13 protein-coding genes are annotated in these 16,898 nt (G+C 42.0%); 10 read left to right on the forward strand and 3 right to left on the reverse strand.

The features are described from left to right. Nucleotides 1-44 precede the first annotated feature (44 nt). From HMPREF8571_RS04750 to HMPREF8571_RS04765, 4 genes are all read left to right on the forward strand, one after another. Entirely contained in the window at nt 45-803 is a 759-nt protein-coding gene (locus tag HMPREF8571_RS04750; RefSeq protein ID WP_000344544.1) for a threonine/serine exporter family protein, read from the forward strand. A 1-nt stretch (nt 804) separates the two neighbouring features. Beyond that, entirely contained in the window at nt 805-1,260 is a 456-nt protein-coding gene (locus HMPREF8571_RS04755; protein WP_000176906.1) for a threonine/serine exporter family protein, read from the forward strand. Between the two features lie 118 nt (nt 1,261-1,378). Beyond that, the gene (locus HMPREF8571_RS04760; RefSeq protein ID WP_025168432.1) at nt 1,379-2,551 is read left to right on the forward strand and encodes a hydroxymethylglutaryl-CoA synthase; all 1,173 of its coding nucleotides are present in this window, start codon (nt 1,379-1,381) and stop codon (nt 2,549-2,551) included. After that, the gene (locus HMPREF8571_RS04765; RefSeq protein ID WP_000704360.1) at nt 2,551-3,825 is read left to right on the forward strand and encodes a hydroxymethylglutaryl-CoA reductase, degradative; all 1,275 of its coding nucleotides are present in this window, start codon (nt 2,551-2,553) and stop codon (nt 3,823-3,825) included. The genes HMPREF8571_RS04760 and HMPREF8571_RS04765 overlap by 1 nt, the downstream gene beginning before the upstream one ends. A 35-nt stretch (nt 3,826-3,860) precedes the next feature. On the opposite strand, the gene HMPREF8571_RS04770 is transcribed toward HMPREF8571_RS04765, so the two are convergent. Beyond that, entirely contained in the window at nt 3,861-4,826 is a 966-nt protein-coding gene (locus tag HMPREF8571_RS04770) for a LacI family DNA-binding transcriptional regulator (RefSeq protein ID WP_000225975.1), read from the reverse strand. Next, a complete protein-coding gene (locus tag HMPREF8571_RS04775) occupies nt 4,807-6,261 on the reverse strand; it encodes a sucrose-6-phosphate hydrolase (protein WP_000455346.1) in 1,455 nt (484 codons plus the stop codon). Before HMPREF8571_RS04775 ends, HMPREF8571_RS04770 begins: the two co-directional genes overlap by 20 nt. A 376-nt stretch (nt 6,262-6,637) precedes the next feature. Between HMPREF8571_RS04775 and HMPREF8571_RS04780 the strand changes: the two genes are divergently transcribed. After that, entirely contained in the window at nt 6,638-8,524 is a 1,887-nt protein-coding gene (locus HMPREF8571_RS04780) for a sucrose-specific PTS transporter subunit IIBC (protein ID WP_001064513.1), read from the forward strand. 158 nt (nt 8,525-8,682) lie between these two features. After that, nucleotides 8,683-9,570 (forward strand): fructokinase ScrK, encoded by an 888-nt coding sequence (gene scrK / locus HMPREF8571_RS04785; protein ID WP_000164304.1) that lies wholly within the window; start codon nt 8,683-8,685, stop codon nt 9,568-9,570. A gap of 277 nt (nt 9,571-9,847) precedes the next feature. Here the strand turns inward: scrK and HMPREF8571_RS04790 are convergent, their stop codons facing one another. Beyond that, nucleotides 9,848-10,465, reverse strand: coding sequence for a TVP38/TMEM64 family protein (locus HMPREF8571_RS04790; protein ID WP_000076178.1), 618 nt, complete (start codon nt 10,463-10,465; stop codon nt 9,848-9,850). Nucleotides 10,466-10,598: 133 nt separating this feature from the next. Between HMPREF8571_RS04790 and HMPREF8571_RS04795 the strand changes: the two genes are divergently transcribed. The 4 genes from HMPREF8571_RS04795 to HMPREF8571_RS04810 all read left to right on the forward strand — a co-directional run bounded on the left by HMPREF8571_RS04795 (nt 10,599) and on the right by HMPREF8571_RS04810 (nt 16,746). Next, nucleotides 10,599-13,232: a DEAD/DEAH box helicase family protein gene (locus tag HMPREF8571_RS04795; protein ID WP_000901158.1), complete on the forward strand. Its 2,634-nt coding sequence runs from the start codon at nt 10,599-10,601 to the stop codon at nt 13,230-13,232. 448 nt (nt 13,233-13,680) lie between these two features. Further along, a complete protein-coding gene (locus HMPREF8571_RS11405; RefSeq protein ID WP_000167732.1) occupies nt 13,681-14,442 on the forward strand; it encodes a DUF6261 family protein in 762 nt (253 codons plus the stop codon). Between the two features lie 119 nt (nt 14,443-14,561). After that, the gene (locus HMPREF8571_RS04805) at nt 14,562-15,818 is read left to right on the forward strand and encodes a hypothetical protein (protein ID WP_001166912.1); all 1,257 of its coding nucleotides are present in this window, start codon (nt 14,562-14,564) and stop codon (nt 15,816-15,818) included. 22 nt (nt 15,819-15,840) lie between these two features. Next, nucleotides 15,841-16,746 carry a DUF4238 domain-containing protein gene (locus HMPREF8571_RS04810; RefSeq protein ID WP_080542776.1) on the forward strand — a complete coding sequence of 302 codons (906 nt, stop codon included), beginning with the start codon at nt 15,841-15,843 and terminating at the stop codon, nt 16,744-16,746. Nucleotides 16,747-16,898: the final 152 nt, after the last annotated feature.

Consider the following 16,898-nt stretch of genomic DNA (forward strand, 5'->3'; position numbering starts at 1 on the left):
AGATTTTGTGATAAAATATAGGAAGTAGAAAAAAGGAGGAGAAAATGGACGAATCGAGAGAGTTGAATGCCGTCATTGATGTGATTATGCTAGCAGGAACCATTCTCCTGAAAAGTGGCTCAGAGATTCATCGGGTTGAGGATACTATGATCCGTATTGCCCATTCGCAAGGAATAATGGATTGCAATGTTCTTGCCATGCCCGCAGCTATTTTCTTTTCTATTGAAAACACCAATATTTCTCGGATGAAACGGGTGACCTCATCCTCTTATAACATTGAAAAAGTCTGTGATGTCAACCAAGTATCACGGGAGCTCGTCGGAGGGCAGATTGATCTCTCGACAGCCTTTAATAAGCTCAAAGAAATCGGCAATCAAGCCCTTCCTTATACCAAGTTCCAAGTGACTGTAGCAGCGACCCTCAGTGCCCCTTTCTTCTCGATTATGTTTGGAGGCAATGTCTATGACGCTTTTGGTGCGGCTATTGCGACCTTATTTGGTTTTGCCTTCTCTCTCTACGTAGAGAAGTTTGTCCGCATTCCTTTTGTAACGGCCTTTGCGGGTGCCTTTGTTTTTGGCTTGATTGCCCAGTTCTGGGCCCGCTACACTGGATTTCCTTCGACAGCAGACCTGATTATAGCAGGAGCGGTCATGCCCTTTGTTCCAGGGATTGCTCTGACAAATGCGGTTCGGGATATCATGACTAACCATATCAACTCTGGTATGAGCAAGATGTTTGAATCTCTGCTCATTACCCTCGCTTTAGGGGCCGGCACTTCGGTCGCCCTGGTTTTGATGACATAAGATGACTCTAACAAGTATTTTACTCCAAGCGGTGGCGAGTTTACTCGCCATTATCACCTTTTTAATCGTACTGAATGTCCAACGCTCCATGCTCCTACCTGGTGGTATTTTGGGAATGGGCGTTTGGCTCCTCTATCTTGTTCTAAAAGAACCGACCAATGTCATCGTTGCGACCTTTATCGCGGCGGTGGTTGGATCTTGTATCAGTCAGATTTTAAGTATTGTCTATAAGACACCAGCGGTGGTATTTGTCTTGGCCATTCTTGCCCCCTTGGTGCCAGGTTATTTATCCTATCGGACGACAGCTTTCTTTGTGACAGGCGATTACAGTCATGCCCTTGCCAGCGCGACTTTGGTAGTTATGTTAGCCCTTGTTATTTCTATTGGAATGGCAAGTGGAACGGTAATTCTAAAGCTTTATTACTACATCCGAAAACAACGAGGAATCTCTTCCTAATGCAGTCAAAGCAAAGGCTTGATTTGGTGAATCAAGTCTTTTTTCTCTCTTTTGCCCCTATTTGTGATAAAATAGAATGAAACGATTTTTTACAATGAATGAAAAAACAGAGGTAAATATGACAATCGGTATTGATAAGATTGGTTTTGCAACCAGTCAATATGTCTTGAAATTACAAGACCTAGCAGAAGCAAGGGGAGTTGACCCCGAAAAATTTAGCAAGGGACTCTTGTTAAATGAAATTAGCATTGCACCACTGACTGAGGACATTGTTACCTTGGCTGCTAGTGCAAGCGACTCTATCCTCACAGATACAGATAAAGAAGAAATCGACATGGTCATCGTGGCGACCGAGTCAGGAATTGACCAGAGTAAGGCGGCAGCAGTCTTTGTTCATGGTCTGTTAAGCATCCAGCCTTTCGCCCGTAGCTTTGAAATCAAAGAAGCCTGCTATGGAGCAACAGCTGCCCTTCATTATGCCAAGTTACATGTGGAAACTTCTCCAGAGTCTAAGGTTTTGGTCATTGCCAGTGATATTGCCAAGTATGGTGTCGGAACTCCGGGCGAACCAACTCAGGGTGCTGGAAGTGTGGCCATGCTAATCACGCAAAATCCACGCATCATGGCCTTTAACAATGATAATGTTGCTCAAACTCGTGACATCATGGATTTCTGGCGTCCAAACTATTCAACGACTCCTTATGTCAATGGTGTTTATTCAACCCAGCAATATCTGGACAGTCTCATGACAACTTGGGATGAATACAAGAAGCGCTACGATTGGACCATGGGTGACTTTGCGGCCATCTGTTTCCACTTGCCTTATCCTAAGCTTGCCCTAAAAGGCTTGCGCAAGATGATGGACAAGACTCTATCTCAGGAAAAACAGGATAGTTTGCAAGAAAACTTTGACAAATCAATTCTCTACAGTCAGATGATTGGGAATATCTATACAGGTTCCCTCTTCCTCGGGCTCCTCTCCCTTTTGGAAAATGCAGAGACTTTGAAGGCTGGCGATAAAATTGCCCTCTACAGTTACGGAAGCGGAGCTGTTTCAGAGTTCTTTAGTGGTGAATTGGTCGAAGGCTATGAAGCTTATCTCGACAAAGAGCGCTTGAGCAAACTCCAACAACGCACAGTCCTATCCGTTGCAGACTATGAAAAAGTCTTCTTCGAAGAAGTGCAGTTGGATGAATCTGGTTCAGCCCAATTTGCAGCCTATGAACATCAAGACTATGCCTTGGTGGAGATTGTCGACCACCAACGCCGTTATAGCAAGGTTGAAAAATAATGAAGATAAGTTGGAATGGATTTTCTAAAAAATCATACCATGAGCGCCTTGAGTTGTTGCGAGCTCAGGCGCTCCTTAGTCCTGAAAAGCAAAGGAGTCTGGAGCTGGATGAACAAGTCAGCTTGGCTGTTGCTGATCAGCTGAGTGAGAATGTGGTAGGAACTTTTTCTCTGCCTTATTCGATCATTCCAGAACTTTTGGTGAATGGTCAGGATTATACAGTTCCTTATGTCACAGAAGAGCCGTCAGTGGTTGCTGCGGCTAGCTATGCCAGCAAAATCATCAAGCGAGCAGGAGGTTTTACTGCTCAGGTTCATCAGCGCCAGATGATTGGTCAGGTAGCCCTTTACCAAGTTGCTGAACCTGAACAAGCGCAAGCGAAGATTGCTAGTAAGAAAGCCGAACTCTTGGAACTTGCCAATCAAGCCTATCCCTCCATCGTTAAACGTGGTGGTGGGGTGCGTGATTTGCATGTAGAGCAGATCAAGGGAGAAACAGACTTTCTCGTCGTCTATCTCCATATCGATACCCAGGAAGCCATGGGAGCCAATATGCTCAATACCATGCTAGAAGCCTTGAAGCCGGTCTTAGAAGAACTCAGTCAGGGGCAGAGTCTCATGGGAATCCTGTCCAATTACGCGACAGATTCTCTAGTGACAGCAAGCTGTCGTCTTGCCTTTCGCTACTTGAGCCGACAAAAGGATGAAGCCAGAGAAATAGCAGAGAAAATAGCCTTGGCTAGCCAGTTTGCGCAGGCTGATCCTTACCGAGCAGCTACTCACAATAAAGGGATTTTTAATGGTATCGATGCCATTTTAATCGCCACTGGTAATGACTGGCGTGCTATCGAAGCTGGGGCTCATGCCTTTGCCAGTCGAGATGGACGCTATCAAGGACTTAGTCGATGGAGTCTAGATAGGGACACAGAAGAATTGGTCGGTGAGATGACACTACCAATGCCTGTAGCGACCAAGGGTGGCTCTATCGGTCTCAACCCCCGTGTAGCTCTTAGTCATGAACTACTGGGAAATCCTTCAGCCAAAGAATTAGCCCAGATTATCGTGTCCATCGGTCTTGCACAAAACTTTGCGGCTCTGAAAGCCTTGGTGAGTACGGGCATCCAGCAGGGCCACATGAAATTGCAGGCCAAATCCTTAGCTCTCCTAGCTGGTGCTAGTGAGTCTGAAGTTGCTCCCCTAGTTGAGCGCCTCATCGCAGAGAAAACCTTTAACTTAGAGACAGCCCAGCGCTATCTAGAAAACTTAAGATCATAAAAAAACTCAGACGAATTCGTCTGAGTTTTTTGTACTTAAATACTTTTTCCTGGTAATAAGGTGACTGGTAAGAAGTAACCAGTTGTCGCGACTTCCTTGCCTTCAATCTTCTGCAAGAGAAGATCAACAGTGAGGTGGGCAATCTCTTCCAAGGGTTGCTTGATGGTCGCGAGTTGAGGATAGTAGTTCTCAATAAAGTAAGTCCCGTCATAGCCGATGACTTTGAGCTCTTCAGGAACAGAGATTCCCAGTTCCTGAGCGATTTTGATAACCAAAATGGCTGTCAAATCATCTGAAGCAAAGATAGCATCTGGTTTCTGATGAGTCAAGATATTCTTGATTTCCATTTCTTTTCTGACGGGAGAAAAGTCACTCGAAACATTGATAATAGGAGCTTTTGGGAGAACGGATGCAAAGCCAGCATGACGCAGTCCAGTAGGCGAGTTGGAATTGTCATTCCCTGTAATCATGATGATAGACTGGGCACCTGTCTTGACCAAGGTTTGAGCTGCGAGAACCCCGCCACCGTAGTTGTCAGAGGAGACAACAGGAATGTCTGGAGACAAGTTTCGGTCAAAGGAAATGATCGGTGCCGTCACACGATTGTAGTCTTCGATTCCCAAGTTGTGACTTCCAGAAATGATACCGTCGACCTGATTGGCCTCCAGCATTTCGATGTACTCCCGTTCCTTCTCAGAGTCGTGCTCGCTGTTACAGATGATGGTCTTGTAGCCATTTTTGAAGAGTTGGTGTTCCAACTTACCAATCAATTCTGCGTAGAAAACATTGGAAATATTTGGGAAAATCAAGCCGATTAGCTTAGCTGATTTTCCTTGGAGGCTACGAGCTAAATTGTTGGGCTTATAGCCCAATTCTCTCATGGCTTCATTGACCTTGAGAATGGTTTTTTCAGACAGATAGCCTTTTTTATTGATAACCCGTGAGACGGTAGTGGGGCTGACGCATGCAAGTTTGGCGACATCAGTTAGTTTTGCGACCATGATCTAATTCATAGTAGGTTCCGGTTGGCTTTCCAGATTTGATCAGGATACCATTTTGAACGGCATGCGGAAAGACGCGACCAGAAAATACTTTTTCTCCTTTATTGATGAAAATTTCAAAGACAGAATTGTCGATGAAGATGTTAGCAGTAGTAGTTTGATTGCCGATTGGGCAAGAACGAGTGCTTCCAAATTCTTGGGCATACTGTTCTCCAGCCTGGCTACGGTCTACTGTAACTTGACCATTTACAAGGTCAAAGTTGATTGAAAGTCCCTTGCCTTCTTTATCAGCAAGTAAGACAATCTCGCTCTGGCTATTGGCCTCCAAGTTGAGCTCCAGTTCATAGGTGTTATTGGTTTGAGCACGATTTGAAAAGGGTTCCTCAGAGGCACGAAGTTCTTTGATAGCTGCGACAGGGTATTGATAGAGTTTGCCATCTTTAATAGTGAGTTCCTTGACCAAGGAGAAAGTTCCTTGGTGGTTAAAACGATCAGATGGGTAGGCTATATCTGGTAGTCCAAGCCAGCTGACAGACAATGCACGTCCGTCTGGAGCGTTAAAGGCTTGAGTCGCATAGGCTTCGAAACCATAGTCTAGGTTGTGAAGGGGTGACACATCTACCATTTTGGCATTTTCAGGATCAAAGGAAACCCCGATTTTGTACATGTTTGGGTAGATATTGTCATAGTCTAGAACATCCTTGTCCAATCCCTGTGGGCAGTAGAGAAGGACAGGTTGTTCACCGATAAAGACCAGATTTGGGCATTCCATCATGTAGGCAGTGCGATCGTTAGCAAAGTCAAGGTCACCAACTGCTTGCCAGTTTGTGTAATCATTGTCTACAGCCTTGTAGAGACGGACGAAGCCTTTTTTCTCCAAGTCCTGTCCACCAACGATAGCATAATATTGACCCTTAAAGTTGAAAATTTGTGGGTCACGGAAGTGGTCAGTAGAGTCTGCTGGTTGGTCAATCAAGACCTTGTCAATCTTCGAAAGATTGCCACCTTTGTCCAAAAGAGCGCCAATTTGGTAAGGGTGACGGATCCAGTTTTCATCACGGACATTGCCTGTATAAAATAGGAACAAGTTATCGTCAAATTGCATGGCAGAACCAGAGTAGGCACCGTGACTATCTAGTTTTGTATCAGGCAAGACTTTGACATTAGTTTCTGAAAAGTGCACCAAATCATCACTTTCAAGCTGCACCCAAGACTTCAAGCCATGAGCTGCTCCGAAGGGGAAGTTTTGGTAAAAGAGAATCCATTTGCCATCAAAGTAAGAAAAGCCATTTGGGTCGTTGAGAAGTCCTGTTTTTGGCTCAACATGGTAATGAGTGTGCCATGGAGATTGTGCCATCTTTTCCTTGATTTCCTTGACTTCATCATCTGTCCAATCCTCGTAGCGTCTGTAGCGACGCTCTGTTGTCCATTCCATTATATCATTCCTCCGAAAGTTCTACTATCTTAATAGTAAACGTTTTCGACCAAAAAAGCAAGTCTTTTATGTTAAAAAATAGAAAAATATGTCAAACGATTGCCACAAAATACAAGAAGAGGATTCGGTTAATTTTCACGAAAATATGAAAGAGATTGAAAAATAAAAGCTTTGAACCCTCTAATAACAAGATATTTTTATGAGTAAAAAGAAGAACTCATTCAAAAACTATCATAAAGGAATATAAAGAAGAGGAGAAAAATAAAAATTTCTGCAAAACGCTTGACATATTTTAGAAACGTGATAAAATAATAGTCGTAGGGCGAATAAAATCGCTTTCAAACAAGAACAAAATTTTATAAGGAGATTTTTGCAAATGAACAATCAGGATATTGCAAAAAAGGTCATCGAAGCCCTTGGCGGACGTGAAAATGTCAACAGTGTAGCCCACTGTGCGACTCGTCTACGTGTCATGGTCAAAGATGAAGGGAAAATCAATAAGGAAGTGATTGAGAACTTGGATAAAGTTCAAGGAGCTTTCTTTAACTCAGGCCAATACCAAATCATCTTTGGTACTGGTACAGTAAACAAGATGTACGACGAAGTGGTTGCACTTGGTTTGCCAACATCTTCTAAAGAAGACATGAAAGCAGAAGCTGCTAAACAAGGAAACTGGTTCCAACGTGCTATCCGTACTTTCGGTGACGTCTTCGTGCCAATCATCCCAGTTATCGTAGCGACTGGTCTCTTCATGGGTCTTCGTGGTCTCATGAACGCTCTTGGAATGACACTTCCAGATGATGTGAAGATTTACTCAGAAATCCTTACAGATACAGCCTTCATCATCTTGCCAGGTTTGGTTGTATGGTCAACCTTCCGCGTATTCGGTGGTAACCCAGCTGTTGGTATCGTCCTCGGTATGATGCTGGTTTCTGGTTCGCTTCCAAACGCTTGGGCAGTAGCATCAGGTGGTGAAGTAACAGCTATGAACTTCTTTGGCTTCATTCCTGTTGTTGGTTTGCAAGGTTCCGTTCTTCCAGCCTTCATCATCGGGGTAGTCGGAGCCAAGTTTGAAAAAGCTCTCCGCAAAGTAGTTCCAGATGTCTTGGATCTCTTAGTGACACCATTCGTGACACTTTTGGTTATGTCTATCCTTGGACTCTTTGTCATCGGACCAGTCTTCCACGTGGTTGAAAACTACATCCTTCTCGGAACAAAAGCGATTCTTGCCTTGCCATTTGGTCTTGGCGGTTTGGTCATCGGTGGGGTTCACCAATTGATCGTCGTATCAGGTGTGCATCACATCTTCAACTTGCTTGAAGTGCAATTGCTTGCTTCTGACCATGTGAATCCATTCAACGCCATCATCACTGCAGCGATGACAGCTCAAGGTGCTGCGACAGTTGCCGTTGGTGTTAAAACGAAAAATCCTAAACTAAAAACACTTGCTTTCCCAGCTGCTCTTTCTGCCTTCCTCGGTATTACAGAGCCTGCTATCTTCGGGGTAAACTTGCGCTTCCGTAAACCATTCTTCCTTTCATTGATCGCTGGTGCTATCGGTGGTGGCTTGGCTTCTATCCTTGGTCTTGCTGGTACTGGTAATGGTATCACCATCATCCCTGGTACAATGCTTTACGTTGGGAATGGTCAATTGTTCCAATACCTTCTCATGGTAGGTGTATCATTTGTACTTGGTTTTGCCCTTACTTACATGTTCGGTTACGAGGATGAAAAAGAAGTTGCTTCTGAAGTAGCGACAGAACGTTTGGTCCAAGAAGAAACAACTGGTAACATTCCACTATCTCCTCAAAATGAAACAATCCAAACTCCTATCGTTGGTGATGTCGTAGCGCTTGCTGATGTGAATGACCCAGTCTTTTCAAGTGGTGCAATGGGACAAGGAATCGCTGTAAAACCAAGCCAAGGCGTGGTATACGCACCAGCTGATGCAGAAGTATCGATCGCCTTTGCTACAGGACATGCCTACGGTTTGAAGACAGCCAATGGAGCTGAAATCTTGATCCACGTTGGGATCGATACGGTGACTATGAACGGTGAAGGCTTTGAACAAAAAGTTGCTCAAGGCGACAAGGTCAAAGCTGGTGACCTTCTTGGAACCTTTGACTCAAACAAAATCGCTGCTGCAGGTCTTGACGACACAACAATGGTTATCGTAACCAACACAGCAGACTACGCTTCTGTGACACCAGTCGCAAGTGGTTCAGTTGTCAAGGGTGACGCTATCATCGAAGTGAAAGCCTAATCCTCTTTAAAAATCAAATCTAAAAACAAAACGAACAAATGACATGTTTGTTCGTTTTTGCTTGAATGGTAAGATTTACAGAGGAAAATCTAAAATATAGAGAAATCTAGACTTTCAAAATGTGCTATAATAAAGAAAATAAAAACAAGAGGTTTATCATGACAAAATTATACGGAAGCTTAGAAGCGGGCGGTACAAAGTTTGTCTGTGCTGTCGGTGATGAAAACTTTAATGTTGTGGAAAAAACACAATTTCCAACAACAACTCCTATCGAGACAATCGATAAAACCATCGAGTTCTTTTCAAAATTCGATAATCTTGCTGGTCTTGCTGTCGGTTCCTTTGGTCCCATCGATATCGACAAAAACTCAAAAACCTATGGCTTTATCACAACGACTCCAAAACCAAACTGGGCAAATGTAGACCTACTTGGTGCCCTTCGTCGTGCCCTCAACGTACCCATGTACTTCACTACAGACGTAAACAGCTCTGCTTATGGTGAAGTGGTTGCCCGTAACAATGCTGGCGGCCGTATCGAAAACTTGGTTTACTACACAATCGGTACAGGGATCGGTGCAGGTGTCATCCAACGAGGCGAGTTTATCGGTGGTGCAGGTCACCCTGAAATGGGGCACTACTATGTAGCCAAACACCCAATGGACGAGGAGAAAGAGTTTAATGGTGTTTGTCCTTTCCACAAGGGCTGTTTGGAAGGCTTCGCAGCTGGTCCAAGTCTTGAAGCTCGTACAGGTATTCGTGGTGAAAACATCGAACTTAATAGCTCTGTTTGGGATGTTCAAGCCTACTATATCGCTCAAGCTGCGGTCAACGCAACAGTGACTTTCCGTCCAGATGTGATCGTCTTTGGTGGTGGGGTTATGGCCCAACAACACATGCTGGACCGTGTACGTGAGAAATTCACAGCTCTTCTCAATGGCTACCTACCCGTACCAGACGTGCGTGACTATATCGTGACTCCAGCAGTCGCAGGCAATGGTTCTGCTACACTGGGGAACTTTGTCCTTGCTAAGAGTGTCGCAAAATAAAACAAAAAAACATCCGCTTGGGCAACCAAACGGATGTTTTGTTTGAAGACAATTTTTTTGAGCCTTTCCTTTAGTGATGACGGACGGTAGCGACTTTCTTCGAAAATCCATATCGAAACTTTGAGCCTAATGTCTCAAAGTTTCCGAACACTTGAAACCATTAGACTTCAGGTGTTTTTATCACGGCGGAAAGGCTAGGTAAGTCCTCGCTTCACTATCGACAAATAAGCATGATTTCCATACCAAAGTATATTTAGTATCAGGCTATTTCCTATTCTCAAAACATCTGCCAGAAGAAATCAATGATATAGGTCAAACCATAAGTATAAACCACTAGGGTAAGGGGTTTGGTCAAAACAATGATAATCATATAGCGCTTGAAGGTCATCTTGGTCAGTGCTGCCAGCATGCAGAGAAAGTCAGCTGGGCTAACAGGCCAGATCATCATAAAGATAAAGAAACGTTCGAAACGATTGCCCTTATCTAGCCAGCCGATGTACTTATCATAGGTGCGCTTGCTAACGACGGACTGGACAAAGGCAGCTCCATAGAGGCGCACGAGATAAAAGATAATGGCACAGCCAATCACGATGCCGATATAGTTATAGATGGTTCCGATGATGTGGCCGTAAATAAAGACCCCAGCCACTGAGGTCAAAGCTCCCGGAATGATCGGAACAACGGTTTGTAAGATCTGTAAAAAGATAAAGAGTGGTGGTCCCCAAACCCCAGCTTGCTGGATAAAGGCCGATAGGGTTTCCTTGGACTGTAAAACACCCGCCTGATAGGCCCAAATACAGAAAATCAAGGTGCCGACTCCCCCGACGATAGATGAGATATTAATGACTTGCTGTAGAAGGGGAGAAACAGCTTTCATTTGCTTATCCTGTGACATGTAAACTCCTCATAGATAGTATGATACTACTATACCATATTTTGATAATAAAAACTATCTGGATTATCTGACTGGTGAAATAAGTGTGGTAAAATGAGAATAAGAAAATGACGGTATAGAATGAGGGGGTATCATGTTAGGTTTAAACTTTAAAGGAAGCTGGCGCCAATATCAAAAACAGGTCTTGGATCGTTTTCAGGACTATCAAGCAGACGGTCATGTTCATCTAGTGGCTGCCCCAGGGTCTGGAAAGACAACCATTGGTATCGAGCTAATCGCTCGTTTTGGCAACCCAGCCCTCATCTTGGTTCCGACTGTCACCATTCGCGAACAATGGGTAGAGAGGATTCAAACAGCCTTTTTAGAGAACGAACAGAAGATTTCAGACCTCGTTTCCCAAAACTTAAAGGAGATGAAGGCATTAACGATTGTGACCTATCAGGCTTTTCATAGCGCCATGAACCAATTGCAATCACAAGAAGATGGTGAAGTAGAGGATTTTGTGGGGTTTGATTTGCTTGCAAGCCTAAGAGCTCAGAAAGTTGCGACTCTTTGTTTGGACGAATGCCACCACCTGCGCAATGAATGGTGGAAAAGTCTTGAAGCCTTTCGCAAGCAGTATGGACAGCTGAAACTCATCTCCCTGACAGCGACACCACCTTATGACAGCGATCCTGAACTCTGGGAACGCTATATCCGTATGTGCGGGGAGATCGACCAAGAAATCACGGTACCTGAACTAGTAAAGGAAGACACTCTTTGCCCTCATCAGGACTTTGTCTATATGTGTTCACCAACAGCTGAAGAGGCGGAACGTCTCAAACGGTTTGAGGAGACTAAGTGGGACTATATTCATCACCTTATAGTCGATCCTTATTTTCAAACATTTGTAGCAGGGTCTAAGGTCCTCAAAGGGGATATTTCATCTGATTTGCTCTTAGAAGATCCCAAGTACTTATCCGCTATATTGATTTATATGCATTCTCAGGGGCTAACGATTCCTCCCTCTTTGCAAAATTTACTGGGAACCCAGAAGCTTCCAGCATTGACCTCCTACTGGCTGGAGACGCTGTTGCAGAGCATACTCTATCAGACACCAGATTGGTATGAGGATCCAGATGGATATAAGAAAAAGTTAGAGGCTGATTTGAAGGCGCGTGGGTTGGTGGAAAAACGTCAGGTTTATCTGGTTAAGTCTAAGGCTTCTGACCAGCTTTTAACTCAATCTCTGGGGAAGTTGTCTGCCATTGCCGATATCTTTTTGACGGAGTATGAGAGTCTAGGTCAGGAACTGAGACAGTTAGTACTAGCTGACTATATTCGCAAGGATTTTGCTACCTATCTGGGAGATAATCAGGCAACCATTTCTCAGTTGGGGGTACTCCCTTATTTTGAAAGCATTCGTCGAAAAGCTCAGGAGCAAGAGATACCTGTGTCTTTGGCTGTCTTGTCAGGTAGTGTCGTTATTTTGCCTACCGATGTGGCAGCAGAGTTGAAGGAACTCTTGCCTCAGGTTCCTCTTAGTTTCTCATCTATTGGTCACTTAGATCAAAAAGATTATGTGCAGGTTGGTTTTCCAAGCTCAGCTAAGGGAATCGTAGCGACAGTGACGGAGCTTTTTCAACGAGGGCGGATTCAAGTCCTAGTCGGAACCAAATCTCTCCTCGGAGAGGGTTGGGATGCTCCTTGTGTTAATTCCCTAATCCTCGGAAGCTTTGTGGGGAGCTTTATGCTGAGTAACCAGATGCGCGGGCGTGCCATTCGTATCTGGCCGGGGCATCCAGAAAAGACCAGCAACATCTGGCATCTGGTAGCCGTTCAAGCGCAAGCACTTATCACTCTTCCTGGTGAGGAGCCTAGACCAGAGAGCAATCAGGATCTGCAGACCTTGTCGCGACGGATGGAGCATTTTCTTGGATTGGCTTATAATCAGGAGAGTATTGAGACCGGTTTGGATCGTTTGGATTTTCCAAAGCCCCCTTTTAAGAAAAAGCAAATTAGTGAGTACAATGAGCGAGTTAAGAGTCTCTCCAAGGATCGAGCAGGCTTGAGACAAAAATGGCAGGAAGCTCTTGTCGTAGCGGATCAATTTGAGATAGTTACAGAAGTCGCGACTCAAAAACAGAAGGTCCCAGTCATGCTCTTGCTTGATGCATTAAAATGGGTTCGCATGTCATTGCTCTTGTTGGCAGTAGATTTGTTGGTCTTGCTATTTAGACTGAGACTGATTGGTGTTTGGTGGCTTACAGCAGCCTGTCTCCTCTTTTTGGTCTTTGCATCTTGGCGCTACCTCCGTTATAAAAGTCCCTATAAACGTTTGCAATCTCTGGGTGAGCAGATCCGAAAGGCTCTGCTAGATTCGGGGCATCTAACGGACGATCAATCCCGTGTTCATGTAGAGGAGGACAAGGAAAATTATATGGTTTTCGCCTATCTCAAGGGAGGAAGCATGAGGGACAAGGAGTTGTTTGCTCAGACAGTGGGAGAGTTCTTTGCTCCAGTGGACAACCAGCGCTATCTCTTGAAGGCAGAGAAAGTCCGACAAGGTCAGTCACCTTACTATGTCGTGCCTAGTCTTTTTGACAAGCGCAAGGATGAAGCACAGAAATTCCTCGACTTTCTGACGCCGACTATCGGACGTTATCATCTCGTCTACACACGAACAGAGGCAGGACGGAAAACTCTTCTCGAAGCTCGTATCAAAGCTCTCTCCAATAAAAATGACCGTACCTTGACTAAGAAGAAGGTTAAAAGCCGATTCGAGTAGGGTAGGTAGCTATTCGAAGTTTCGAAGATATGAATTTCCTAAAGTTTACATGTATTCTAAACTTAGAATAGCAAGAAGTACATAAATTTATGAGTATTCTGAGCTTCGAATAGTCTATATGAGAAAGTTTTGAGGTCTTCTAGCTTTCGAATAGCCATCTTTCCTAAAGTTTAGATGTATTCTAAAGTTAGTAAAGTTAAAATCTAAAAATAGTAAGAGTCTCTATCTGACAGACGGGTATGTTTCCAGTCAGATAGGGATTTTCTATTTCTGAAATGACTGATTTATCCAGTAAAAGTAAGAAATAGACTGAAAAAGTGCTGTTGGGATGATAAAGTAGACAGTTGAGCGGATGAGAGACAAAATTTTTTAGGTAACTGTTAGAATGGATTTATAAATTTAAGGGAAAACTCCTTTTTGAAATAATGAAAAAAGAAAGGTTATCATCATGACAAAAACATTTACCATCCGTCCGCTAAGCTACACCAACTTTACCAACCGTGAGTTTGAAAGTCTCATGGTAGATACGGGTCAGCTACTAGAAGTTTTTGCCAAGGCACATAAGGACGAGCCTATGTATAGTAAGCATCTCGATTCCTTCAAGAGCAAGCTAGCAGACTTCCAAGGCCAACTCGCTATCGTGGAAAAGAAAGAGGCGACGAACCTGACCGAAGTCGATCGCAATCGTGATAGTGCCCTAGTCGGTCTCTTTACTCTTCATAGGGGCTTTGCTAAGATTAAGGAGACCAAGCTCAAAGAAGCTCATGAGACTCTGAAACCAGTCTTTACTAAGTACAAGGATATCACTAAGCACAGCAATGATGTGGAAACGGCAGAAATCAAGAGTCTGCTCAAAACCCTAAGTGAAGACCCCTACCAGACGGCAGTTACTAGCCTAGGACTGACACCCATGCTCCTTGCAGTCACTAGTGCGCAGGAAGAGTATGATAAGGTCGAAAGTCAGGCGCGTGCGCATAAGTCTGCTAAGGAGGTCGGGAAGACCAGACAAGTCCGTACCGAACTAACCAGCATCTACGACCTATTTATGCGCTATACCGCAGCCAGTGCAGAAGCCTATCCTGAAAAAGAACACCTGACCAAACTCCTTAAAGACTTGAACACAATCCGAGACAGTAAACGTCGATTGACTGGTTCAGGTAAGAAGGAGAAGAAAGTGAAAACAGAAGAAAATACACAAGTAGCAGGATAAAAATAAACGTCTTTAGATATATTATTATCTAAAGGCGTTTTTTGGTGGATTCGTGGTATAATTTTGGTAGGAAAATTAAAAAGAGAAAATAGATTCGATGTAAGATAGAAAGGAAAAGAATGCAGATACAGTTAATAAATTATAATGGACGTAATGAAAATGATTATAGTGTAACGGAGTGTAATTCATTTGGACAGGCTCATTCATTAGATTCCTATGATTTAAATATTATCGATTTGACTGATTCCTCAATTTGGTTAAACCATTGTTATAATAAGGATTTTGAAAAACTAGACTGCGATAATGACTTTCAAACGCTATTAACTAGCGTTTGTCACTCATCTAAGACAAAATTCTTATACATTCTACCACCAAATATTAGCTTTAAAACGGAATATGCAACACCAATTAGAGGAAGAGGCAAAGATTTTTTGGCTAGGGAGCAACTTAAAGATATTATCAGGTATTTGGTTCATAATTTAGAAAAAGTTATACCAACAGATATTGATTTGTATTACGAAAAAACTCATACAAATTTGTCAGGTACTAAACTATCAGCTGATTTCTACTTTGACTCAAAAATGGGGGAGAATTATTATGACGGTTATAATCTACCAGAGGATATGGTCTATTCAGACGGAAGCGAAAAATTAGTATTTGTATCACATGGCAAGTATTCATTAACTACTCTACAAGCTAAAAATAATGATGAATTATCAGTCTTGGTACAAAATGTTTTGATGGATGAAACCAAAGAAGAGGCACCTGACTGGTTTCAAGAACTACATTTTTTTGATGATATTAATCAAAATGAAGCTATACAAATAGAAAATAAAAAGATTGAAGAGTCTAAAGATAAAATAAAAATTTCAAAAGAAATTATTCGTGAAAATAAACGTTTTGAATCAATTTTATTTAAATCAGGATCGGAATTAGAAGTAATTTTGATAGAAATGTTAGAAATAATGTGTGATGCTCAAAGTGAATTCGAAGATAGAAAAAATGAAGATTATTCTTTCGAGAAAAATGGGATTCATTACATTTTTGAATTTAAAGGGTTAACAAAAGATGTAAAAAAATCAAATGTTTCACAATTAGTGACTCACGGACATATTTATGAAGAAACAAAAGAAGTTGTTCCAGACGTAATTAAAAAGATAATCATAGTAAATCGATTTAAAGATATAAAACCTGAGGAACGGCTACCTGTTAGCAATAATGTTATTGAAGTAGCCAGGAATGCGGCTAATAATGTGTTGATAGTAGATAGTCTTATTTTCTTAAAAATGTTTGAACAGTTTAAAACAGGAAAATTAAGTTCAGAAGATATACTATCTCGTTTCCGAGAAGTCGGCTTGTGTGAATTAGATAGATAGGAGGAATACGATTAAATCAAATATTAAACAGCACGTTGTTCCTAAAAGTTATTTGAAACGATTCGGTAAGAAAAATCTGAATAATAAAGGCTATAATATAGCAGTTAAACAATTGAAATCTAATAAAATTTTTATAGATTCAGTTGATAATGTGGCGTTCAGGAAAAACTTTTATGACGTTAGTGATAAAAAAGATTCTAAACATTGGGAGAAATTTTTCTCCAGCGAGATTGAACCTTTATATGGACCAGAGATGAATAACATAATTGCTTCACTAACGTTATCTCAAAAAAAGAATGATGTTTTAACAGTTTCTCAGATTCACTCGTTATCTAAAATGATCTCCTTTCAAATATTACGAGTACCAGGATTTTTAGAACGTAGATTTGAACATGGGGAAATTATTTTTGATGAAAAGATCAACGAAACATCAGAACAGTTTGAATTACATCCTGAAATAATAAAAGGCATATTAGAAGATTTTGTAAATAATAAAAATGACTTTATAAGAGATATGACTATTCCATTAATTGCAGAGGTAGATAGACTGGAAAAACTTTCTAAGGTATTAGCTGATAAAATTTGGTTAGTTTGTTTCAATAATTCTAGTGTTCCATTTATTACAAGCGACTCTCCGGTTGTGATGTATAATTTTATTAGAAACTCAGTTTCTTACGCTGACAATGGTGTAGGAAGAGATGATACATTTATCTACTATCCATTATCTAGTAAAATTCTTATTAAAATAGTACCAAGGAACTTTTTGGGAGTAAAAGGGGAAAGTTTGAATAATACACGAGCAGTTCTTTCGAATCATGATACTCCTTTTATAAATTCAGTTAATAATCTTCAAGTTAGGCACTCTGAAAGACAGATATTTGTTCATCCAGATTTCATGGATTTCTTAAAGACTATTTCTAATACATAACCAAAATAACTTGATATTTTCATTTTTATATCAAGATATAAGGCTCTTGTCTCTCATAGTTCGTTTTTTACAAAAAATTGATAAAATAGAGAGAAAATACATTTCCTTAAAAAATTAATTTACAACTTTGTTTCCATATTTCCTGGAAACTG

It is taken from the genome of Streptococcus mitis ATCC 6249 (genome assembly GCF_000146585.1).
GTDB lineage: Bacteria > Bacillota > Bacilli > Lactobacillales > Streptococcaceae > Streptococcus > Streptococcus mitis_AZ.